Raw genomic sequence first — 22,235 nt, forward strand, 5'->3', positions numbered from 1 at the left:
AGGACTACACATGAGAACCATCAAGGGCCCGGCGCTGTTTCTGGCGCAATTCGCAGGCGATGAGGCACCGTTCAATTCGTGGGGCGCGATCACCAAATGGGCGGCCGGTTGCGGATATAAAGGTGTGCAGGTGCCCAGTTGGGATGCACGCCTGTTTGATCTGGCCGCCGCAGCGACCAGCAAAGGGTACTGCGATGACTTCATGGGTCAGGCGGTGGCCAACGGAGTCGAAGTCACCGAATTGTCCACCCACCTGCAAGGCCAGCTGGTTGCGGTGAACCCGGCCTATGACGCTGCCTTTGACGGCTTTGCCGATCCATCGGTACGGGGCAATCCCAAGGCGCGCCAAGCCTGGGCCGTCGATCAGGTCAAAATGGCCATCAGCGCGTCCGCCAATATGGGCATCGGGGCGCACGCGACATTTTCAGGCGCACTGGCCTGGCCCTACATCTATCCATGGCCGCAGCGGCCCGCAGGTCTGATCGAGACCGCCTTTGATGAGTTGGCCGCCCGCTGGCGACCTATTCTGGATCATGCCGAGGACAATGGCGTCGACATTTGCTATGAAATCCACCCTGGCGAAGACCTGCACGACGGGGTCACCTTTGAGATGTTCTTGGAGCGGGTGGACAACCATGCACGCTGCAACATGCTGTATGATCCCAGCCACTACGTGCTGCAATGCCTTGATTACATTGACAACATCGACATCTACAAGGATCGCATCAAGATGTTCCACGTCAAGGACGCCGAATTCAATCCAACGGGGCGGCAAGGTGTCTATTCCGGTTATCAGCCTTGGGTGGATCGCGCGGGCCGTTTCCGGTCCCTGGGGGATGGGCAAGTCGATTTCGCATCGATCTTTTCCAAGATGGCCGCCAATGATTTTGACGGATGGGCCGTGGTCGAGTGGGAATGTTGCCTCAAACATCCCGAAGACGGTGCCCGTGAAGGGGCGGCTTTCGTCAGCGATCATATCATCCGGGTGACCGAACGCGCCTTTGATGACTTTGCCGATGGCGGCACTGACGAGGCGGCGAACCGCAAGTTGTTGGGCATCGATTAAGCACTTTCCCCCGGACGTCGGAGCAGATGGCAATCCGGCCCTCCGGGGGGAGTTTATTTGGCAAGATGAAGATCGGATCGCGGTGCGCCGCAGGGAGAGTGAGATGACACGGATCAAGTTGGGAATGGTTGGCGGCGGCAATGACGCTTTTATCGGTGGGGTGCACCGGATTGCGGCGCGTATTGATGACCGGTTTGAGCTGGTGGCGGGTGCGTTGTCGTCGACGCCCGAGAAATCGCAGGCCTCGGGTGCCGCGCTTGGTTTGGATCGTGTCTATGACGATTTCAAGTCGATGGCGATCCGCGAGGCCCGCCTCAAGAACGGGATTGAGGCCGTCAGCATCGTCACCCCCAATCACATGCACTATGCCGCCGCCAACGAGTTTCTCAAGCGTGGTATCCATGTGATTTGCGACAAGCCGCTGACCTCGACCCTGGCGGACGCCAGGAAGTTTGCCAGGGCGGTCGAGAAATCCGATGCACTGTTTGTTCTCACTCACAATTACACAGGCTACCCGATGGTTCGCCAAGCCCGTGAGATGATCGCACGGGGCGATATTGGCAAGGTGCGGGTGGTGCAGGTCGAATATCCGCAGGATTGGCTGACCACGCAGCAGGATTTCAAACAGGCCGAGTGGCGCACTGACCCCGCCCGTTCGGGCGCGGGTGGATCAACCGGCGATATCGGCACCCATGCCCACAATCTGGCCTGTTTCGTCACCGGACTTGAGGTCGAGGCACTGGCCGCTGATCTTGACGCTTTTGTGCCCGGTCGGCAGGTGGACGACAATGGGCACGTCATGTTGCGCTTCAAAGGCGGGGCCAAGGGCATGCTGTGGTGCAGTCAGGTCGCACCCGGCAATGAGAATGCGCTGCGCCTTAGGGTCTATGGTGAAACCGGCGGTCTGGAATGGGCCCAGGAGGATCCAAACTATCTGTGGCACACCCCGTTCGGGGAGCCCAAGCGGCTGATCACCCGCAATGGTGCGGGTGCGGGCGACGCGGCGGCGCGCGTCAGTCGCGTGCCACCTGGTCACCCCGAAGGATATCTGGAAGGGTTCGCCAACATCTATTCCGAAGCCGCCACCGCGATTGAAGCGCATCGCGCGGGCGCACCAATCCCTGCCGACGTCATGTATCCGTCGATTGAGGATGGCGTGCGTGGGGTTACCTTTGTCGATGCCTGTGTGCGCTCGTCCGCGCGCAATGCGGCATGGGTCAGGCTGTAGTAGGAGCCCGCCACCGCGGGGGCTTTCAGATAATCGGTCGGTTGGCTGTCTCAAGATCATCCGGCAAGCCGACCTTTGCCAACCCGTCGAGGACGGGAAAGGGCGACGTGTCCTGAAACCATCATCGATTTTGCAGGCCCAAAGGTCGGTCAGCAGCCCCCTCAGGTTAACGCGGTGATGCAGCACGCCATCTTTCCATCGGGAGGCAAGATTTCCGCCTGATCCGCAACGCCGTCTGTCGTTACCTCGTCACGCATGTTGTTCAGTTTCCGCACTCTTTTGGTTCGGCAGTTTTGCAACTGCATCAGATGGTGTCGCATCACTTGTTCTGTACGCCGCAAGCAGGCTGAAATGATTGGGCACTGGAGGCAGATGCGAGACGATCCATGCCGAAGACCCGGAAAAAGACATGTTTGCAGCACGTACACCGTTGTCAAATCAAGCGATCTGGTGTCTGGCTGACAAGGCAGATGTCATCATTTACCATGATGTTTGAGCGGCTTGCCTTGCGTAAACCTGCAACCCCCGGGCACCCTTTGCCATAGAATAAAAGTGCACGATATTTATGACGAAAACTGACACCCCCCCCGGTCTGACGATCCTCAAGGATTATGAACCCATCGCCAATGGCGAAGTCCGTGACGTCTGGCATCGCCCCGGCCACCCCGATCAGCTTCTCAAGACGATACGCACCTACAAACGCGAAAAATATGAGCGCCGCCGGGGATTGCGCCGTACGCTCGACTATTTTCGCATGGGACCTTACGGGACATTCAGGATTGAATATCGCTGCTATCTGAAGACGGCCTATCGCTGTGCGCAGCAAGAACGTCCCCTCCCCATTGCGGAAATGGGCGGGCTCGTCATTACCGACCGCGGCCTCGCGCAGGTCTGCGAAAAGATAGCCGATGCGTCAGGCAATGTGGCCCGGACGTTGGAGGACATCCTGAGAGAGGGTCCGCTGAATGAGGAACGGCTGAAATGGCTGAATGACTTTGTCACCAACATTTTTGCGCTGAATGTAAACGTCCCGGACTTGCGGCCTTCAAATATCGCGCTGGATGAGGTGAACCGCCGGTTCGTCGTGATCGATGGGTATGGAGACAAGACGCTGATCCCGATCCGGTCGTGGCTCACATGGTTGAACCAAAGGCATCTGGATTACCGGTTCTCCGAGATGGAAAAGCATCGCAATCTGAAATGGTCATCAGACACCCAGAGTTTTGCAGTCGTCCATAAGGCTGATTAGTGTCAGGCCGCACTACCTATAGATGACGAAAGCTATGCGCACGACTGCTGAGAGGAAGACCCGTCTGGCAGCTTCGTTGAATGCCTCCTCCATCTGCCACAATCAGGACTTACTCTGGCCCAACCTGTACTAGAAGAAGATGACAGGTATCCAAGGGAGGGTCACAATGATCGTTCTTCGCAGTTTTGTTCACCTGTCCGCGGGGCTTTTGGCTCTGCCTTTTCTTGTGGTTCTCAGGTTCAGGACGATGGGTGCCCTCTTGAAGAGCCTGTTCTCTGGGTTGACGGACATTTCTTTGTCCGAGCCGGAACATCGCGCGCGGATCGCATTCGACACGGTGAAGGCAACGCCTGCCATGGAACGCAGGGCCGCCACGGAAGACAAGTGCCGGGCACTGGTCTCCGCCAGAAACTGGACAGAACTGTCAGATCACCTGATCCAATGGGATCAATCGCGCGCGGCATGCAACGCTGGCATTCCGCTTGCGCAGATCGGCAGACAGGCCGTCCTGTTCGATCTGGCCGATGCTGTTGTCGAGGGGCACGACTGTCACCCTGACCCGATTGCAATATTCTCTGATGAGGTTGTCCAGCGGATGGAGACGCTTTCGGCAATGCACCCCGAAAAGTACCCATTGCTCGCTTTGGCGGCGGAAATGCGGTGCTATCAGGGGTGGTCTTCACGCGGGGCAGACTACGCTGAATATGTCAGCGATAACGGCTGGTTCGGGATGGGACAGCACTTTGCCAAAGCTGCATGGCTTCTTGAAAAGTATGACGTTGTCGAAATGAATGCACCGTTGTTGGCGGCAGCGCGGCATCGCCTTTTGGGTTTCATGCCGGACGCCGACAAACATGTTGGACGATTTTATGAGGAATGGAGTGCGCTTGATCCAAAGGATCAGGAACCACACGAAAAACATGCGATTATGATGCTACCACGCTGGTTTGGCACGCAGGAAACCCTTGAGATCGAAGCGCAAAAGGCCGCGGTGCGGACAACGACGGCGGCCGGCGATGCTGCATATTTCACAATGTACAGACGTGTCTTTGATGCTTGGGACCCGAGCGTTCTGAACATGGACACCAAGGTACTAAAGCGCGGCGCACATGATCTTATAACGCTCAGAGGCGACGACCCGGCCTTTGTGGCGCAGCTTGTCCAGGACATCAGATGGTGGACCGGAATCGGGTCAGGTGACAGCTATACCCGGGACGGGCGCAAGCTGTGGTCGGATATCACAACTGATATTGAAGAAATGCGTCAGGAGTTGGTGCTGTCCCGGCTGACGGCAATTTGTCCGGATGCGTGGGAGGACGGGCCGGAAGGCGCACTCGACATGCTGTCTGAATGTGTTCAGGCCGACATCCGGGCAGGTGCGACATTCCAACTCGGTAAAAGTGGCCTCGAAATATTCCCTCAGGATGAACCACTGTCGTCCGGGTCCGCATGAACCCGATAAATACCCCCAAACATGTCAGCAAATGATCCGGGCGTCTGATCCTCGATAGGTTCACGATTTTAGGGACTTAGCAGACCTTCGCCATGATCTTTCGAACACTCGTTTGGAATTGGAAACAACCGTTCACAAGTGTTCAAGCGTAACTAAGTCTCTGCTTTGCAGATTGATTGTAGCTGTACTGAACATTCAGGATGGCTCGCATGTGTCGGGCCTCGATATCAGGCGCATTCCCGAATAGGTTCACGCGTTCGTCTGGGTCGTCCCCAAGGTCCGTCAGTTCACCAAACGCTTCGCCGGGATAGCAGGTCAACTTGTGCCGGCTGGACACAACGGTCACGCAGTTGAGTGCGTGCCAATCCTGCACCGTCTCAACGAAAACATGGCGATCTTTATCGGGCGCAAAGAGGTCCACGCCATCGGTCTTCAAGGCAGAAGACACTTTGGCAGCGGCCAGACAGGTCGGTGCGATGTCGACCAGAGAGACCGGGCTGTCCCATCGGGAACTCAGCTTGGGCTTCAGCCACTGCGGGGCGCGCATCAAGAGGGGAACCCGGATCACTTGCTCATAATGGAAAGGGCCCTTCATCCAGAGCCCGTGATCTCCCAAGAGTTCGCCATGATCCGATGTCACGATAATGAGTGTGTTTTCGAGCTGACCGGATGCTTCGAGAGCCGACCAGATTCTTTGGATTTGTTGATCGATGAGGGATACCATCCCGTAGTACTGGTGCCGTCCATCCCGTGCGGCGTCTTCCGTGACCTGCCGGAAGTCTGCACCCTTGCCTTGACCGGACATCGGATAGGTCTTTCCGACATATCGCGATCCGCTGAGTTTCCCTTCGCGGGCGAGCTGAAAATGCGGTGGTCGATCGTCCAGTTCGCCCTCGCAATAGACGGGTTTCGGGATCTTCTTTGGATCGACGGGATTCTCAAAATCTGCTGGCAGCGCATGAGGATGATGCGGGTCCTGGAAACTCGCAAAGAGAAAGAAGGGCTGATCGCTTTCGTGGGTTTCGATGAACTCGACGGCGCGGTCACCCGTCCATACCGAATTATGTGCCTCAAGAGGCAGGTCCCAATCATAGCCTTCACCACCGAAGGGCTTGTGGTTGCGTCGGGGTTTCAGGGATTTGAACTGTTCGATCTGATCCGCACTGAACCTCTGTCTCAACCAGGCACCATAATGACCTGTCATACCGTAGTTGACATGTCCCAGGGCCAGCTGCACCTCGTCAAATCCATAATATGGTCCAGTCCAGTCGCCATAGCCCGCCTCATAGCCAGCGACGGATTCCTGACTCACTTCAGGTGGGGCCAGATAGGCCTCCAGATGGGCCTTCCCAATCAGCCCCGTCCGGTAACCCGCATCCCGCAAACCGTGCTGGATCATGCGTACATCATCGCCGGTGTTGACCCCGATGCTCCACACACCGTGCCGCCCCGGATATTGTCCCGACAGAAGTGATACGCGGCTTGGCGTGCACACCGCCGAGGGCGCATAGGCACGGGTGAACATCGTGCCTTCTTGGGCGATCCGGTCAAAACCGGGCGTAGCCACATGCTTTGCCCCATAGCATGACAATGTGTCGGTGCGCTGCTGGTCGGTGCAGATGACAAGAATATTGGGGCGCTTCATCACTTCATACCCGTCATGGCGATCCCCTTCACGATCATCCGCTGGAAAATCAGAAAGGCGATGAGGAGTGGGAACGCTGCAATGAGCGCGGCGGAATAAGGATTGAAGAGGTCGGCGGATTCCACCGCATCGCCCGAGAACGTGGCCAGACCCGCTGGCAACATCTGCATTTCGGGCGAATTGGCTGCCACCAGAGGCCAGAGCAGGCTTTCCCATTGATGCAGGAAAGTGATGATCCCGAGGGCCACGCATGGGCTCTTCATCAATGGCAGTACGATGTGCTGGAATATCTGGCGCTCGCTCACCCCATCAAGGCGTGCCGCTTCGATCAGATCATGCGGGAAGCCCGCCAGAAACTGATACATCAAAAAGACGCCGAACCCCCAAAGGGCATAGGGCATGATCAAGGCCTGATAGGTGTTGAGCCATCCGAGCCAAAGCACAATCTGGAAATGTGGCAGGACAAGAACCGGCAAGGGGATCATTGTCGTGGCGATCACCAGATACAAAAGTGGTATTCGGAAACGGAACTGAAACTCTCGAAACACGTAGGCGATGTATGCGCTTGAGAAGACCGTCAGCAGGGTAACCGTGCTGGAAACGAAGACCGAATTCAGCATCATCCGGCCAAAGTTCCGCTCGGTCCAGATATAGACAAGGAATTCCGTGGACCATCTGTCCGGCAGCAATCGAGGCGGATAGTCCAACAGCTCCTGTGGGGATTTGAACGCCGAGAGCAACATCCAGACAACCGGAAAGAACATGATTGCGGCACCCATCCAGATCAGACCTGTGGCAAGGCGGCTTTGGTTGGTCACATGGTCCATCAGCGCTCCTCCGACCGGCCGCGCAACCAAAACAGGACCGCAGTCAGCGCCAGGATCATCCCGAAGAGCAGAATTGAGATTGCAGCGGAATAACCAAATCGCTGGCGTTCAAAGGCGGTCTCGGCAACCAGCATGACCATCGAAACCGAAGAACGCAGCGGTCCGCCATCTGTGATGACATACATCGGTTCAAACACCTGAAACGAATTGATGATGCCTGCGATCACCACGAACCAAAGCGCAGGTTTGATCAGCGGGATGGTGACATGGAAGAACTGCTGGCGTTTTGTGACACCATCTATGGAAGCGGCTTCATAAAGGTCGCGCGGGACCGCTTCGATGGCGGCAAGAAGAATGATGATCCTGATGCCGAGGAATTTCCACAGACCGAACAGGATGACAGTCGGCATCGACCAGTCGGTTGTTGTCGTCCAGCCGATTTCAGGGAAAGGCGGCAACCCCAGACTGTCGGTGAGATAGTAAAGCCCGTTGTTCAATATGCCAAAGCGCGGTTGAAAAATCTCTTCCCAGACGACGGCAGCGGCCACGATTGAAAACAATGTCGGCATGAAATACGCGGTCTGCGCCAGGCGACGAAGTGTGCCGAGGCGGGACAATCCGTTGGCGATCAGCAAGGCCATTATCGTGCCAAGGACGACATTGCCAAAAGTGAAGTAGGCCGTGTTTTTGACGGCTGCCCAAAAGACGTGATCCTGAAAGAGTGCCTCGCGGTAGTTTTCCAACCCGACCGGTGCATTGTTCGGGCTGATGGGCGAGTAGTCCCAAAAAGAGACCCACAACACCCACCCGATCGGCAGGACATACCAAATCAGAAAGAACGCGCCCGCCAGAATGGGAGCGCCGTATATAAAGGCGTTCTTTGAGGTCATAATTTCAGCTTACCTAATTCGGGGGGCAGGCCGAAGCCCGCCACCCCAGGGAGGATGCCCAATTCCTATTGCCCGGCCAACATCAACGAGGCGTTTGCGTAGTTCCGCTCGATAATGTTCCAGTCGGCCCGTTCCGCCAGCAGACGGTTTTGCGCCTCTTCCGATTGAGCCAGCAAGTCATCGAGATCGCCTTGGCCAAGGATCACCGCAGTCACGAGTTCGAGTTGTTCATCGCGGATGACGTTGGGCAGGTCGTTGATCACACCTAATGAACCGGCTTTGGCCATTGTTGATGCCAAAGGATCACCTGTCACACGCGGGTCGTCCAACACCTTGGAATAGGGCGGCAGGAAGCCGTTGAAAAGTGCCAGATCTTCGACAATCACGTCTTCGCGGCTGTAGTTGAAGTGCCAGAAGTCCCAGGCAACGGCCTTGGTTGCCTCATCAGCAAAGGGGTTGATCGCAGCTTCGATTGCAAAGCGGATATTGCCGTAGGCCGGAGCCAGCTCACCATCGGGCGTCGGAAGAAGGAACGCTGACCAGTTGATGTCAGGCGCATTTGCACGCATGAAACCAGCGATCCAGGAAAAGCCGACATACATGGCCGCCTGCCCCGCAGGCAAAGCTTCGTGTCGCGTGGAGGCGATCTCGTTGTCGAGCGCCTTGTCGGAGTGCACGAGGTCGGCAATGAACTGGAGTGCCGTGCGATATTCAGGATTGTTGACCTGAACCGCTGTCGCATCCTCATTGAACAGGAAACGGCCCTGTTGATAGACCGCATTTTGCAGCCATTCCTGACCGTCCATCGACAAGCCTGCAACGGTGATCCGGCCTCTGGCATCGCGTTCAGTCAGCTTTACCGCGACGGCGCGCAACTCTTCCCACGTATTGGGCACGTCTGCTTCGGTCAGACCTGCGGCTTCCCACTTGTCGAGGTTCACGAACAGAAGCGGCATCATCGCACCCATGGGAACGGTATGGATGCTCCCGGTTGCTGCACATTGCATCGCACCCTCGGAATACCCAATCCAGTTTTCGTTAAGATAGGCCGGGTCAGCGGCACTTGCGGGAATCGGGTCCATCAGATTGCCGCCACAGAATTCGGCCTGTTTTGAGGCGTGCATGTGCCACATGGCCGGGCCTGCGCCCGCAGGCACATTTGTGATGAGCGACGGCCAGTAGCTTGCCCAAGGCTGCAAGACGACTTCGATTTCGACGTTGGGATACATCTCCATATAGGCGGCGGCCCATTGGCGCTGATAGTCAGCGCGCTGGCCGGACCATTCCCAATATTCAAGCTTGATCGGCTCGCCATTATTGATCTGATCCTTGCGAACATAAGGAACGCCCGTGGCTGCCTGACCATGTCCATCCGCCCAGACAGCGCTTGGTGTTGAAGCGATGGTTGCCATAGCAGCGGACGAAAGGATCGCCTGACGGCGTGTGAGTTTGAATGACATATCTTCCTCCCGGTTCTCGCCACATGTCGCGGCGTTACGAGGAAGCCTAGAACAACAGACACATTCGAGACATGATCAGGAATGACTTTATTGATGCCAATTTGTTATCGGTCACGCAGAATACGTCGATGCAGATCCGTGAGCATCTCGACAATGGGATTGGCGAGGAGGGATTTGCGCACAACGAGCCCGGCCCGAAACTTGCGCTCGTCCAGCTGGACCGGAACCTGCCGAAGTGGTAGCCCCGGAATATTCTCTGCGATTGTCGTGGGAAGGTAAGCGAGGTAGGGTTCGGCGCGCATCAACGCGAGACCTGACGCGTCACATTCCACAATCGTGCGAAAGCGCCGCCCTGTTTTCCGAAATACCTCGCTTTGAATATCCTGTGCGCCCGGCCAAACCTGAGAGCCGGACGGACGGCCAGCGCCGTAGTCGATCCATGGAAAGTCGCAGAGACGTTCAAGCGACAGATCACCTTTGAATATTGGGTGGCTCGCGACGGCAACAACGCCAAGCTCAACATCCATAAGAGGAATGCGTGTCAGGTGTGATGGCAACGTGGCTTCCGAGTCGAACCCGCCAACATGGGCATCCAGGTGTCCTTGCTCCAGAAGGGTGACTGCTTCGTGGAAGCCACGCGCACTGAGTTTCAAACGCACGCCCGGAAAACTGTCATTCAGTGCCGGTAAAACCTGGGGCAGGATCGCGAAAATCCAGACCGGCCCGACTGACAGACGGAGTTGCCCGGTGCGTCCGCTTACGGCCGAACGAATATCGTCTCCGGCCAATTCACTTTCCCGCAAAAGGTGTCGGCACTTTTCCGTTACGACCTCACCCAACGGCGTTAAGGCGATCCCTCTTGGCAGCCGGTCAAAGAGTTGTCCTTCGCACTGTTCCTCCATGCGTTTGAGCACACGTGACAGCCCCGGTTGACTGACATCGAGACGCGCAGCAGCTTCATGCAAGCTGCCTGCGTCCACAATCGCGAGGAAGCGCTCTATATCTTTGATCCGGTCGAACATGCGGCACATTAGAGGCGCGGGCATGTGGTTTGTCCATTGCCACTCGAAAACAATGCGAACTGCAGAAACGACATTATTGCAGACGTTCAACCGATTATCAAAGCACCATGAGACACGAGGCCGCAATTTTGTACGGCCTTAAATGGTCTCAATGAAAACCAGTTCAGTTCAGCATTAAATCGCCACGCACCACCGAAGTTAAGCAGCTATCTGCTGGTTTATTCGCTGTCGCAATGCGTCATCTTGGATAGAGAGAGACGTCGATTACAATCATAAGTGGTGACGAAATCCATAAGGAGAACAATGCGATGAATACCATATCGGAACCATCTGACGACATGGGTACCAGTGATGAATCTACGACGTTCAGAGACTTGTTTTCTGCTTTGCCAGAACCGTTTGTCGACGTCGGCACCAGCGGCGACGACACGATGTTCAGCACATTGTTTTCCATTTTGAAGGCAAAGGCAGGAGACGATACCATCATCACTGGTGGCGGCAACGCCAGGATACTTGCCGGACCAGGAGACGACAGGCTCGAAATCACGGACGGAGGGGTTACAAAGTCAAATGGAGGTGAGGGGAGCGACACTTTTGTATTTGATGACAAAGGTGGCACCCATCTCGTGACAGACTTCTCGTTGGAAGAAATGGATGCGATCCTGCTGTTGGGGGATAGCGAATTTGAATGGGATCGGACGGACATCTTTGAAGTGACCGCCCAGTACGGTGACACGACGCTGATTTTCGAAAATGTGACTGGTCGTGAGTTCACCTATGAGGAAGCGTTTCTCTAAGGCGGCAAGCCATCTGGCCGCTCGACAAAGCGAAGCTGAGCCTATTTCGGGTCTGGTTTTTATCCGACGTTCGGGGGGGCCACAAATGGGCTTGGCGTCAGTTTGTCGGGCGGTGAGTGTGGTCGGTTGCGGATACGCTTTTGGCAGCGAACCAATTCATGTCCGATCGGTTTCACCTTGGCATGAATGGATGATCATGTGCCCTTATGCACTGGAAAATAAGCCGCGGCCCGGTCGAGGGCTTATTTTCCGGTGGGTAAGGTCACCTACCATGACGCCGATAGCCACTTCGTTATCATATCGTCTGGCAACGCAGTATCGCTATCGGGTCCTGATGTGTAAATTCCGGCTGCGTGTGCTCGACATCTGCTGATGGGTTTGCCGTGGACAGAGCATCGATACCATCCGTGATCGGCTACTGGAGTGGTCCGCCGAAAGGTGTCCACCAACTGGGATGGAATACCCCCTAAATTGGAGGATCAGCATGCATGCACCTTCTTGCTCTATGGCTGCTTCCAGCAACGCGATATCCAAAACGGTCGGCCATCGTATATCCACCACGCAACGCCGATGGAACTGGCATCAATGTCGTTCCCGCCAGGTTCAATGGGTCCAAAGGTTGAAGCCGCATGTGACTTTGTGACGGCAACCGGTGGTTTCGCCGCGGTCGGTCGGCTGACCGATTGTAGCGCACTGGTGAACGGCAGCGCCGGCACGCGCATCAGCCGCGGGGCCTGAACCTGCCTAGAGCATCTCGTATTGCGCCAGCCGACGCAGCACCGCATCCCGTTCTTCCAGCAAGTCCAGGACCAATGCGACACCAGCGGTATTGACCCCCAGGTCCCGGTTCAGGCGATGTGCCTTTTTGGCCCGCACGATACTGGTGCCGACAAAACGCCAGTCACTTCTGGTTTCACCGACAGGGTCGAGCACGCCGTGCTCGACCAATTCGATCACCCATGCCTCATCCGCATGGCAAAAGCGGCAAAGGTCCTGCAAGGTAAGCGTGTCCACAACTTCGCTGCGCAAGGTGGTCCTTTTCATAATCTAACCTCCTGGATTGGCGCGCGGATCAAAGGGCATCTCCCGTGCCATCTTTTCAAAAAACGCGCGGGCCTCGGCCCTTTCGACCCTTGGATTGACGATTTTCAAGGTCGCATAGATGTCCCCCCTTCGGCTGGCCGGGCAGCCCTTTGCCTCTGAGTCTTAATTTCTGACCCGCGCGGGAGTTCTGGGGGATGCGCAGATCAACCTTGCCTTCCGGTGTCGGCATCGTCACATGCCCACCAAGCGCGGCCTCCCACGGAGTAACCGGCAAATCGAGGTGCAGGTTCCTGCCATCAACCCGATAAACCGGGTGCGCGGCGAACGTGATCTCAAGAAAGAGATCGCCCGCCCCCCTCAGCCCCGGCATACCTTGACCCGCGAGCCGGATGTGCTGACCTTCGACGACACCCTTGGGTACATTCACCGCAATGGTGCGTTCCTGTAGAGTGACACTCCCACCTGCTTCCACAACCGGTGATCTCAGGCTCAGTGTTCGCGCAACGCCAGTGTAGGACTCCTCGATTGTGATCTCAATCCGGCCATGGCTGTCGCCGCCACGGTCGGTTTTCATGTCACCTGGTGAACCACCCCCATGCCGAAAGAGTGTCTCAAAAAAGTCGCTGAACGTCGCACCATCCTGCGGCCCGACATCAGAGAACGAAAAGCCAATGTCCCAATCGGGGGGCGGACGGTACGCCCCCCGATTGCGCGGCGGCTCATGTCCAAGCTGATCATAAGCCGCGCGGCGCTCAGGATCCTTGAGCACCTCGTAGGCTTCATTCACGTCCTTGAACCGTGCCTCGGCTTCGGCACCGGGATTGATGTCCGGGTGATACTTGCGCACCGCCTTGTGGAAGGCTTTTTTGATCTCGCTCGCGTCCGCACTTCGCGCAACACCCAACGCCTTGTAGTAGTCCTTGAATTCCATTTGCCTGCCGTTCGCATCCATTCATCTGGTCGGATCATGCCATCCGTCAGGTACTGCTGATTTGATCTTTGTCAGTTGGCCCGCTGCACGGCGTGACATCATGCCTGCAATTGATCCGGCCCATCAGCCGGCAACCTTGCTGAAGGACGATGCAATGCAGCACCGCACGATACTCTTTGTCCTGGATTCCAAAACGCCCGACGCCGAAGTCAGCGCTGCCGCAGACGCTGCCAGGCAGGATGAAACCAATCTGGTCTGTTTGCTGATTGGGCACGCCCCTGCGCTGCCGATATATGCCTACGGCGTACCCCCATACGGCGGAATGAATATCCCCGACAATTAGAATGAAACGGTTGCGGCAGCGCAGCAAGCCCAACAGGATCGCGTTGATGCCCTCGAAGATCTGCTCGCCAAAAGCAACACCTCAGGCGATGTCCATTCGGCCCTGTGTGTGACGACGGACGTCAAGCATCTTGTTTTCAGGCTGGCCCGTGTCACCGATGAGGCCTTTTTCGCAGCAAATCTGCGGGATTCTCCGGATGTGATGCGTGAAGCGGCTGCGGGTGTGCTGTTTCACTCTCCGATCGGTTTGCGCCTGAACGGATCAGTTGAACAGAAAGCGGATCGTGTGTTTGTTGCGTGGAACAGCAGCGAGGCGTCGTCCGCCGCGGTGCATGCGGCACTGCCATATCTCAAAGAGGCAAAGGAGGTCGTCATTGCGTGCTTTGATCCGGTGATGACTGCCGCACATGATGGTCAGGACCCCGGTGTGGATGTCGCCGAATGGCTTAACCATCATGGGTGCCAGGTCACTGTTTCTCAGTTCCCCAGTGGCGGCCACGAAATCGGCAGCGCCATTCAGGACCGGGCAACCGAGTTCGGTGCGGATTTGGTTGTCATGGGCGCCTATGGCCACGCCCGGATGATCCAGACCGTCCTTGGTGGCACCACCCGCACCATGATTGAACAGACAAATCTCCCACTCTTGCTGGCGCATTGAGAGCATCGGATTGGCTTGCGGCAACAAGGCCGAATTGGTCGCGCTAGTGGAAAAGGAATATGGCAAGTTGCAAGAGCCGATAGCGTCGTTGAACCAAGGGTCCTCAGAGTTCAGGCAGGCAGATGTAGTGATCAAGGATGTAATTGGTCATCGTACCCATTGGGTCACCTGTTCCTTGGCTGGCATAAATACGACAAGGCCGGGAAAACGGTGTTCTTTCCAGCCGAAGGCTACAAGCAGAACGATTTGAAACGCTACAACACCGATCTGCGAAAAACACAGCAGCAACTTGACTGGATTACGGTATCTGGTTGGCGCTGTGAGCCGGGGCGTTATCGCAACTTTGGCAACGCATACGGAATGAGCTTTCGCTATCATCACCGCACAAGGTGAGACGGGCTGCAATTATGCGCCAGACGACACTTGTGCGATCTGCCCAAACACTATAAGATGCAGATGAAATATATCAAATCGATCATATATTTCCTGCCGAGCAAGCGTCTTCGTGAGCGAGCCAACAAACGGTCGTTGGCTGCGACTCTCAAACTGATGAGAATCCATGATGATAAAGCTCCTTTTGCCAGCCCTCGTGCTCGGTTTTTCCCCGCTCATAGTGTTTGCCGACACTAAGCTCATTGACGTTGATATTCTGGAATCGCGACAGGTCCATGATGTCGCTAAAATAACCCCTCTCGCAATCGTTGACGGAAAGCCGATGGTCCTGCTGCTCGACCTTCCCGCCGGTGGGGTCGTTCCGCCACACGCGACCGAGAGCGAGAGCGGTTTGCGCCTTTTGACCGTGATCAGTGGAAACCTTCACTGGGGAGATGGCACCGAAATGGACCAGGAGCAGGAGAGGGTCTTCCCGGCCGGGAGTGTCCTTGTGGTGTCCGAGCAAGATCCCCATTGGCTCGCCGCACGCGACGGTGCCCTCCAACTGCAACTCGTCACACTTGCGCGTGACACCCCGGTTCCAGGCATCCAAGAACAGCTGGAATGATGTGACCTTCCCATCACACCGCGTGCAGCCTGTTTTGCCGGTCCGGATACTGACGAAGCGACCGCTCGTGGATGCAAACTATGACCCTGCTCGCAACACTGAAAAGAGGAAAGCGGATATGACCGGACGGGGCTCCAAAAACGAAACAGTGCCAGGTGCGCAACTGGATGCGTCCAAGATGCCCGGCCATTGGTTGCTCGCGCGGGTTGGAAAACGGGTGCTCAGGCCGGGCGGCCTGAGCATGACGCATTCTCTCCTCGACTCTCTGAAGATCAACGGGTCAGACAATGTTGTCGAGTTCGCACCCGGACTTGCGGCGACGGCACATCAGATTATTACGATGAAGCCATCAAGCTATATCGGCATCGAGCGAGACAAGAATGCGGTCCAATTCACCGCCCGCCAGCTCGAGGGCACTGATATTGCAAAGGTGATCCAGGGGACCGCAAGCAACTGCAACTTGGGGGATGGCGAAGCATCGGTCGTGGTTGGCGAAGCGATGTTGAGCATGCAAACGCAGTGGCAGAAAGAACTGATTGCGCACGAGGCTTTTCGATTATTGGGACCGGGTGGGCGCTACGGCATCCATGAGCTGAGTATCACGCCCGATCAGATACCGATCGAGATAAAACAAGAGATCGAAGCCGCATTGTCTGACGCGATTAACGTGGGAGCGAGACCACTGGCGGAGTCTGACTGGCGCAAACTTCTTGAAGCCGCGGGGTTCGAAGTTGAGATCGTTCAACATGCCCCAATGCACCTCTTGCAGCCTATGCGTCTAATTCAGGACGAAGGACTGCTCGGGGCGCTTCGGATCGTCAAGAACCTGCTGTTCGATCGTACCGCCAGACAACGTGTCTTACAGATGCACCGTATCTTCAAAAAATACGAAACGCATCTATCCGCAATTATGATTGTCGCGAAGAAACCCGGATGAAAACATCTACGGATTAGCGAGTGCGTGGATCACAGCAGATATCTTTGGCTACATCTTTTCGGTTGAAGCGTATGATGGACCAGTACAATCAACGCATCGCGAGATTTGGTCGTCATTCAGACGGCAGGCTTTTTCAGACCTGCTTGCTGGTGTTTGATCCCGCGGTTTGATGGGGTAGATATAGACGTAATCGGTCATAACCCGCACATAATTGAGGGGAAAGATGTATTTCGGCGTCATGAAGTGCTGACGATGCTGCCACTCTTCCTGTGGGGTATCCTTGAGGTCAACGATACTTGGAAGCGGCACGGAGTGACGCACATGCGGACATTTGTCGATCCAGCTGGATTGATTGCCGAGATAGGCCGCGCATGCGGTATGCTCATGCGCGCCGCAGAAGTGGTAGGACTCTTGAAAGCCCTCAAGGGCAAGGTGCCAGTTCATTTTGCGGTCCAAAGACCACGCACGGAAGACCACGTGGTTTTCCAGACCCCGCGAAGCCAGTTGCTCCGCCATTGGTGCAATCCAAGCATCAGGGTCCAGTTCACCCTCGCCGGCCGAGGGCCGCGCCCAGATCAGGCCAAACCGTTCGAACGCTGGCAGTTCGACCAGCCCCAAAGCTTTCTTATCGATGTCCCCAAAGCCGGAAGCATGAGGCAGTCCGCGTAGGTTGCCGTTCAGGTCATAGGTCCATTTGTGATAGGGGCACGCAAAGGTTTTCGCCTTACCGCATTCGCCACTGGTTAGCCGTGCACCACGGTGGCAGCAGACGTTCATAAAGGCTTTGACCACGCCGTCGTTGTTGCGCGTGATCAGGATCGGTACGCCCAGTTCGCCGTTGGTGAAATAGGACGCCAGTTCGGGCAATTGCTCGGCATGCTCCATGATGATCGGGAACTTGCGGAACAGGGTTTCAACCTCGCGCGCAAGCACGTCCGGGTCGGTTTAGTTCGTGACTGGGTTGCGCATCAACGCAGGTTCCATGTCGGTTGTACGGTCTTCGGTGTGCTGCAAAATATCTTTGATGATCTGTGTTTCTTCGGTGCTCAGGCCCATAATCTTACGCTCCGTCTTTTTGGCTTGGGACCGTGCCGAAACGACTCCCTTGGCTTTGATCTGTGACGGCTTGATGGTATTCTGCGACCGGCGTCGCGACGACGTCTGCGACGGCTTCGGGCTTGGTGATACCGCCGACGCCCTGCCCGGCGCTCCAGACGTGTTTCCATGCCTTTGATCCGGCGCCCATGTCGCCGGAGAAGTCGAGCTTGGCCGCATCTTTCATGTCCTCGATTGAATACCCGCAGCCTCGACATTGGCGCGCATCCAGTTTCCCAATGCACCGGTGATGGCGCGCGAGCGCGATCAGGCCTTCCATGGCACTGGTCCATACCATCTCGCGGTATTCCTGAGAGATCATGGTTTCGCGACCGGCCAGAAAACGGGTCCCCAGATACGCAAAATCCGCACCAAGGTTTTCGACCGCTCGGATGGCACGGCCAGATCCGATGCCGCCGCCGACAATCAGTGGCCCTTCGAAAAACCTGCGCACTTCGTCAATGAACGGCAACATGGCGTATTCGCCCGTATGCCCACCTGCGCCTGAACGCACCAACACCAAACCGTCCGCGCCTTTGTCCAGGGTCTTGCGCGCAAACTTTGGCGAAATCACATCTGCAAATACCAGCCCGCCCTATCGGTGAACCGGTTCTGTCACCCGATAAGGACCGCCGAGTGCTGTAATCACCAGATCGGGCTGGAATTCCCCAACCAAGGCGATCTCTTCATCGAACCGGCCATAGCTGTTGTGCGTGATCATGTTCATTGCCCAAGGTGCGTCGCCGGCTTCCTGTCTTCCGATAGCTCCAGCATCGGTCGCCGCACGCGTCCGCCCCAAAAGCTCCTGCCGGTATTCTCCGAAAGCGGTCAGTTCGTCGCCGGATCCTGATGCCTTCATCGCGTCACACGCGTACGCTTTGGCGTCATGTTTGCTGTATTTCATGGGGCGGACCCGTTTGTGTCGCTCTGGTTTCCAACCCGAAAGCCGTATCCTGCCGACTTTGCCAATTTCAAACGCTGGAACTAGACATTGATAATTTGAATATCCAGGCCACCTCAATTTCACATGGGCTAAGGCAAATCGAAGCGCGGCGCGACGAAAATAGGCTTGGTCGGCAACGATGCAATCGCAAGCCATGTGCGAAGCGCGCTGAAACACCGCCTCCATAGCATCGAGTGTATTATTGTGCAGGCCACGCGGCCCTTGCCACAACCGCAATCGCCACGGTGCTGCGCGACCGGCCCAAGATCGCGATAAAGATCGTTGAGACCACCAATGAAATTCTGATGCCAGCATTGCTGTCGGGTGAGACTGATCTTGTTGTGGATCGGCGGCCTGCACACCGTCATGGAGACAAGTTGCGACAGGAGAGGCTGCTCGAGGATCGTGTCAAAGCTGTTGTTGGCCACGATCCTCCCTTGGCGCGGATCAAGTCGCTGCCGTTTGATCGGATCAAACCCCCTGGATGGATTTTGCCTAAGGTGGAAACGACCCTTCGCCGTCAGATTAACCAGCTCTTGATCAAACAACATCAGTACGCACCCCAATTCGCCATCGAACCCGTCTCGCATCTGGCCGACAGGGCGATGCTGCAATCCAACGACTATCGGACTGATGCCTGCCGAGGTGGTGCGCCAGGACATCGAGAGCGGGATATCTCACCACGCTTGATTGGAATGTTCCTTTCGGTCAAAGCCCCATCGGTCTGACCTATCGCAATGACAACAGCCTGTCGCCCATATTTTCAAAGACGCGCTGCACATCCCGGCAAAACAGCGATGAGCTTTGATATTCAGGAAAGTGATATCAGTATCCAAGCAATTCACTTGAAACGCCCCCCAATCCTGAATGATCTGGGCGAAAGAAACGATGGAGCGCGAGATCGATGTATCCTGAGCTGAAACTGTTCATTGCAGGCAAATGGCGCACAACCCGCCGCGATATGGCCGTGGTGAACCCCGCGACAGAGCAAGAAATCGGGCGTCTGCCTTGCGCCGATATCAGCGACCTTGATGATGCACTTGCCGCTGCCCAAGAGGGTTTCCGCATCTGGGCCGCAACCTCCCCCCGCGCGCGTGGTGATACGATCCTGCGGGCTGCGGCCCTGATGCGTGAACGTCAGGAAGAGATTGCGCAGTCCATCACATTGGAGCACGGCAAGCCACTTGCGCAGGCCCGTCTGGAAGTGATCCGGGGTGCCGAATTCTTTGAATGGGACGCGGGCGAGGCCATGCGCACCTATGGCCGGGTTATTCCTGCCGCACGGGGGCACAAGTTCTCGGTCCACCATCAACCCATCGGCGTAGTCGCGGCTTTCTCTCCATGGAATTTCCCGATGAGCCAGCCCGCGCGCAAGATCGCCGGTGCCCTGGCCTCTGGCTGCTCGATCATACTCAAGGCTGCCGAGGAGACCCCCGCAGGTGCCATCCATATCGCGCGCGCCTTTCAGGATGCAGGCCTGCCCGCAGGTGTCTTGAACCTCGTTTTTGGCGATCCTGCCGAAATCTCCGGCCATTTGATACCGCAGGATCCTGTGCGCCTTGTCGCCTTCACCGGCTCGACGCCTGTTGGTCGGCATCTGACAACGCTGGCTTCCGAGAACATGACTTCTGTGCTTATGGAACTCGGGGGGCATGCGCCCGTCATCGTCTGCGAAGACACCAACGTGCAGGTTGCCGCAGTCTCGGGTGCGATCCGCAAGATGCGCAATGCGGGTCAGGTTTGCACATCACCGACACGGTTCTTCGTGCACGACACGATCTTTGATGGGTTCGTTGAGAAGTTTATCGCCCGCGCCACGCAGACCGTTGTGGGTAATGGCATGGAGGCAGGCATTGAGATGGGGCCTCTCGCAAATGACCGCCGGGTCCCTGTCCTGACGGCACTGGTCGAGGATGCACGCACCAAGGGTGCGACTGTTGCGACAGGCGGCGCACGTCACGGCGACACCGGCTATTTCTTTCAGCCCACCGTGTTAGTCAACGTCCCCGATGACGCGCGCATCATGCAGGAAGAACCGTTTGGACCGATTGCCGTTATTAACCCTGTGAGCTCTCTGGATGACGCAATCGCGCGGGCCAATTCAGTGCCCTACGGGTTGGCGGGCTATGCTTTCACCAATCGTGCAGACTACATCGACCGCCTGATTGACGAGGTAGAGGTCGGCAATCTGTCGATCAACACACTCGAAGCATCCATGCCCGAAACCCCTTTTGGCGGCGTGAAGTCCAGCGGTTATGGCCGCGAAGGTGGTTCGGAAGGTTTGGACAATTACATGACAGTCAAGAACGTGTGGCATTCGTCGCAGATCGTCTGACCTCCACAAAAACACCACATATCAGGAAGAGCACATTGAACGCCCAGACAGGACAAATCACCCGCGCTGATACGATCAAAATGGATGGCGATGATCCCATCGCCCACCTGCGCGACCGCTTCGAATTACCCGCCAATGACATCTATCTGGATGGCAATTCCCTTGGTGCTCTTCCACGTGGCGTGATGGAGCGGCTGGAAGTCGCGGTCAAAAAGGAATGGGGACAAGGGTTAATCCGCAGCTGGAACGACACCGATTGGTACCCTGCCCCACAGCGCGCAGGTACTGCGATTGCACGTATTCTGGGGGCCGATGATGATGAGGTGATCGTTTGCGACTCCATCTCCGTCAACCTGTTCAAGCTGCTGGTGGGCGCGCTGCGCATGCGCCCCGACCGCAAGGTCATCGTGTCCGAGATCGGGAACTTCCCCACGGATGTCTATATCAACACCGAAGTGGCCGAGATGATGGGCTGCGAGTTGCGTTGCGTCATGCCCGAAGATGTTGAGCAGGCCATTGACGATGCAGGGCAGGACCTCGCGCTCGTGCAGCTGACACATGTGCATTACAAATCGGGTCGCATCTATGACATGACTGGCATCACCAAGCGCGCCCAAGACCTTGGCGGGCTGGTGATCTGGGATCTGGCCCACTCTGCGGGATGCCTGCCTGTGCAGTTGAACGCCTGTAACGCTGATTTTGCCGTCGGCTGTGGCTACAAATACCTCAATGGCGGTCCAGGTGCGCCTGCGTTTGTGTTCGTAGCCCAACGTCACTTTGAAGCCATGAACCAACCCCTGCGCGGCTGGCACGGACACGCCGAACCGTTCGCCTTTACCCAGAACTACAAACCACATCCCACCATCGACCAGATGTTGACGGGCACCGCCTCCCAACTTGCCACATTGGCGCTGGAAACTGCGATGGAAGTGTTCGAGGACGTCGATATGAACGTGCTGCGCCAGAAAAATATGGCGCTCGGGGATTTGTTCATCGCACTGGTCGAGCAAGAGCTTGGCGGCATGGGCTTCGCACTGGCCAGCCCCAAAGACGCAGAGCAGCGCGGCTCGCAGGTGTCGCTGACCCATGAGAACGGGTATGCAATCATGCAGGCCGTCATCGCGCGTGGCGTGGTCGGTGACTTCCGTGCGCCAGACATCCTGCGCTTTGGGTTTGCGGCACCTTATGTCCGTTATGTCGACATCTGGGATTCGGTGTCGCACCTGCGCGAGGTCATGGAAACAGGCGAATGGGACCGCGCCGAGTTCAAAGAGCGCCGCGCCGTCACTTAACACCAACAGGCGCTCCCCACG

At 56.6% G+C, this 22,235-nt stretch carries 23 protein-coding genes and 1 pseudogene; 13 read left to right on the forward strand and 11 right to left on the reverse strand.

Annotation, left to right across the window (positions count from 1 at the left end):
• The first annotated feature begins 10 nt into the window (after positions 1–10).
• The 4 genes from Q0859_RS10715 to Q0859_RS10730 all read left to right on the forward strand — a co-directional run bounded on the left by Q0859_RS10715 (position 11) and on the right by Q0859_RS10730 (position 4,996).
• On the forward strand, positions 11–1,066 hold the full coding sequence (locus tag Q0859_RS10715) for a sugar phosphate isomerase/epimerase (RefSeq protein WP_299150852.1): 1,056 nt from the start codon (positions 11–13) through the stop codon (positions 1,064–1,066).
• A gap of 103 nt (positions 1,067–1,169) precedes the next feature.
• Positions 1,170–2,294: a Gfo/Idh/MocA family oxidoreductase gene (locus Q0859_RS10720; protein ID WP_299150855.1), complete on the forward strand. Its 1,125-nt coding sequence runs from the start codon at positions 1,170–1,172 to the stop codon at positions 2,292–2,294.
• A 565-nt stretch (positions 2,295–2,859) separates the two neighbouring features.
• Positions 2,860–3,543: a YrbL family protein gene (locus tag Q0859_RS10725; protein ID WP_299150858.1), complete on the forward strand. Its 684-nt coding sequence runs from the start codon at positions 2,860–2,862 to the stop codon at positions 3,541–3,543.
• Positions 3,544–3,790: 247 nt separating this feature from the next.
• Entirely contained in the window at positions 3,791–4,996 is a 1,206-nt protein-coding gene (locus Q0859_RS10730) for a hypothetical protein (protein ID WP_299150861.1), read from the forward strand.
• 142 nt (positions 4,997–5,138) lie between these two features.
• Here the strand turns inward: Q0859_RS10730 and Q0859_RS10735 are convergent, their stop codons facing one another.
• From Q0859_RS10735 to Q0859_RS10755, 5 genes are all read right to left on the reverse strand, one after another.
• Positions 5,139–6,641 carry a sulfatase-like hydrolase/transferase gene (locus Q0859_RS10735; RefSeq protein ID WP_299150862.1) on the reverse strand — a complete coding sequence of 501 codons (1,503 nt, stop codon included), beginning with the start codon at positions 6,639–6,641 and terminating at the stop codon, positions 5,139–5,141.
• The gene (locus Q0859_RS10740) at positions 6,641–7,468 is read right to left on the reverse strand and encodes a carbohydrate ABC transporter permease (protein WP_299150865.1); all 828 of its coding nucleotides are present in this window, start codon (positions 7,466–7,468) and stop codon (positions 6,641–6,643) included. The genes Q0859_RS10735 and Q0859_RS10740 overlap by 1 nt, the downstream gene beginning before the upstream one ends.
• Positions 7,468–8,358, reverse strand: coding sequence for a sugar ABC transporter permease (locus tag Q0859_RS10745; RefSeq protein ID WP_299150868.1), 891 nt, complete (start codon positions 8,356–8,358; stop codon positions 7,468–7,470). The genes Q0859_RS10740 and Q0859_RS10745 overlap by 1 nt, the downstream gene beginning before the upstream one ends.
• A 65-nt stretch (positions 8,359–8,423) precedes the next feature.
• Entirely contained in the window at positions 8,424–9,818 is a 1,395-nt protein-coding gene (locus tag Q0859_RS10750; protein ID WP_299150871.1) for an extracellular solute-binding protein, read from the reverse strand.
• Between the two features lie 104 nt (positions 9,819–9,922).
• On the reverse strand, positions 9,923–10,840 hold the full coding sequence (locus Q0859_RS10755) for a LysR family transcriptional regulator (protein WP_299150873.1): 918 nt from the start codon (positions 10,838–10,840) through the stop codon (positions 9,923–9,925).
• A 308-nt stretch (positions 10,841–11,148) separates the two neighbouring features.
• On the opposite strand from Q0859_RS10755, the gene Q0859_RS10760 reads away from it, so the two are divergent.
• The gene (locus Q0859_RS10760) at positions 11,149–11,637 is read left to right on the forward strand and encodes a hypothetical protein (RefSeq protein WP_299150874.1); all 489 of its coding nucleotides are present in this window, start codon (positions 11,149–11,151) and stop codon (positions 11,635–11,637) included.
• Positions 11,638–12,237: 600 nt separating this feature from the next.
• Positions 12,238–12,375 (forward strand): annotated as a pseudogene (locus tag Q0859_RS21520) (carbamate kinase); the annotation flags it as partial.
• 6 nt (positions 12,376–12,381) lie between these two features.
• Here the strand turns inward: Q0859_RS21520 and Q0859_RS10765 are convergent.
• From Q0859_RS10765 to Q0859_RS10775, 3 genes are read right to left on the reverse strand one after another with little or no spacing between them, the layout of a single operon-like run.
• Positions 12,382–12,681 carry a chaperone modulator CbpM gene (locus Q0859_RS10765; protein WP_299150876.1) on the reverse strand — a complete coding sequence of 100 codons (300 nt, stop codon included), beginning with the start codon at positions 12,679–12,681 and terminating at the stop codon, positions 12,382–12,384.
• A 55-nt stretch (positions 12,682–12,736) separates the two neighbouring features.
• The gene (locus Q0859_RS10770) at positions 12,737–13,612 is read right to left on the reverse strand and encodes a DnaJ C-terminal domain-containing protein (RefSeq protein WP_299150878.1); all 876 of its coding nucleotides are present in this window, start codon (positions 13,610–13,612) and stop codon (positions 12,737–12,739) included.
• Between the two features lie 46 nt (positions 13,613–13,658).
• Positions 13,659–13,988, reverse strand: coding sequence for a hypothetical protein (locus tag Q0859_RS10775; protein WP_299150880.1), 330 nt, complete (start codon positions 13,986–13,988; stop codon positions 13,659–13,661).
• 168 nt (positions 13,989–14,156) lie between these two features.
• Here Q0859_RS10775 and Q0859_RS10780 point away from each other — a divergent pair, with 168 nt between their 5' ends.
• The 4 genes from Q0859_RS10780 (at position 14,157) to Q0859_RS10795 (ending at position 16,549) form a co-directional block, all read left to right on the forward strand.
• Positions 14,157–14,612 carry a universal stress protein gene (locus Q0859_RS10780; protein WP_299150881.1) on the forward strand — a complete coding sequence of 152 codons (456 nt, stop codon included), beginning with the start codon at positions 14,157–14,159 and terminating at the stop codon, positions 14,610–14,612.
• 159 nt (positions 14,613–14,771) lie between these two features.
• Positions 14,772–15,005 carry a ClbS/DfsB family four-helix bundle protein gene (locus Q0859_RS10785; RefSeq protein WP_299150883.1) on the forward strand — a complete coding sequence of 78 codons (234 nt, stop codon included), beginning with the start codon at positions 14,772–14,774 and terminating at the stop codon, positions 15,003–15,005.
• 166 nt (positions 15,006–15,171) lie between these two features.
• Positions 15,172–15,612 (forward strand): hypothetical protein, encoded by a 441-nt coding sequence (locus Q0859_RS10790; protein ID WP_299150885.1) that lies wholly within the window; start codon positions 15,172–15,174, stop codon positions 15,610–15,612.
• 118 nt (positions 15,613–15,730) lie between these two features.
• A complete protein-coding gene (locus tag Q0859_RS10795; protein WP_299150888.1) occupies positions 15,731–16,549 on the forward strand; it encodes a class I SAM-dependent methyltransferase in 819 nt (272 codons plus the stop codon).
• Between the two features lie 48 nt (positions 16,550–16,597).
• Here Q0859_RS10795 and Q0859_RS10800 read toward each other — a convergent pair whose 3' ends face one another.
• The 3 genes from Q0859_RS10800 to Q0859_RS10810 all read right to left on the reverse strand — a co-directional run bounded on the left by Q0859_RS10800 (position 16,598) and on the right by Q0859_RS10810 (position 18,548).
• Positions 16,598–17,482, reverse strand: coding sequence for an aromatic ring-hydroxylating dioxygenase subunit alpha (locus tag Q0859_RS10800; RefSeq protein ID WP_299150890.1), 885 nt, complete (start codon positions 17,480–17,482; stop codon positions 16,598–16,600).
• Positions 17,483–17,609: 127 nt separating this feature from the next.
• The gene (locus tag Q0859_RS10805) at positions 17,610–18,218 is read right to left on the reverse strand and encodes a nitronate monooxygenase (RefSeq protein WP_299150893.1); all 609 of its coding nucleotides are present in this window, start codon (positions 18,216–18,218) and stop codon (positions 17,610–17,612) included.
• Positions 18,219–18,239: 21 nt separating this feature from the next.
• On the reverse strand, positions 18,240–18,548 hold the full coding sequence (locus Q0859_RS10810; protein ID WP_299150895.1) for a hypothetical protein: 309 nt from the start codon (positions 18,546–18,548) through the stop codon (positions 18,240–18,242).
• Positions 18,549–18,781: 233 nt separating this feature from the next.
• Between Q0859_RS10810 and Q0859_RS10815 the strand changes: the two genes are divergently transcribed.
• The 3 genes from Q0859_RS10815 (at position 18,782) to kynU (ending at position 22,214) form a co-directional block, all read left to right on the forward strand.
• Positions 18,782–19,315: a LysR substrate-binding domain-containing protein gene (locus Q0859_RS10815; RefSeq protein WP_299150898.1), complete on the forward strand. Its 534-nt coding sequence runs from the start codon at positions 18,782–18,784 to the stop codon at positions 19,313–19,315.
• Positions 19,316–19,491: 176 nt separating this feature from the next.
• A complete protein-coding gene (locus Q0859_RS10820) occupies positions 19,492–20,922 on the forward strand; it encodes an NAD-dependent succinate-semialdehyde dehydrogenase (RefSeq protein ID WP_299150901.1) in 1,431 nt (476 codons plus the stop codon).
• A gap of 35 nt (positions 20,923–20,957) precedes the next feature.
• Entirely contained in the window at positions 20,958–22,214 is a 1,257-nt protein-coding gene (gene kynU, locus Q0859_RS10825; RefSeq protein ID WP_299150904.1) for a kynureninase, read from the forward strand.
• Positions 22,215–22,235: the final 21 nt, after the last annotated feature.

It is taken from the genome of uncultured Tateyamaria sp., from assembly GCF_947497045.1.
Classification (GTDB): domain Bacteria; phylum Pseudomonadota; class Alphaproteobacteria; order Rhodobacterales; family Rhodobacteraceae; genus Tateyamaria.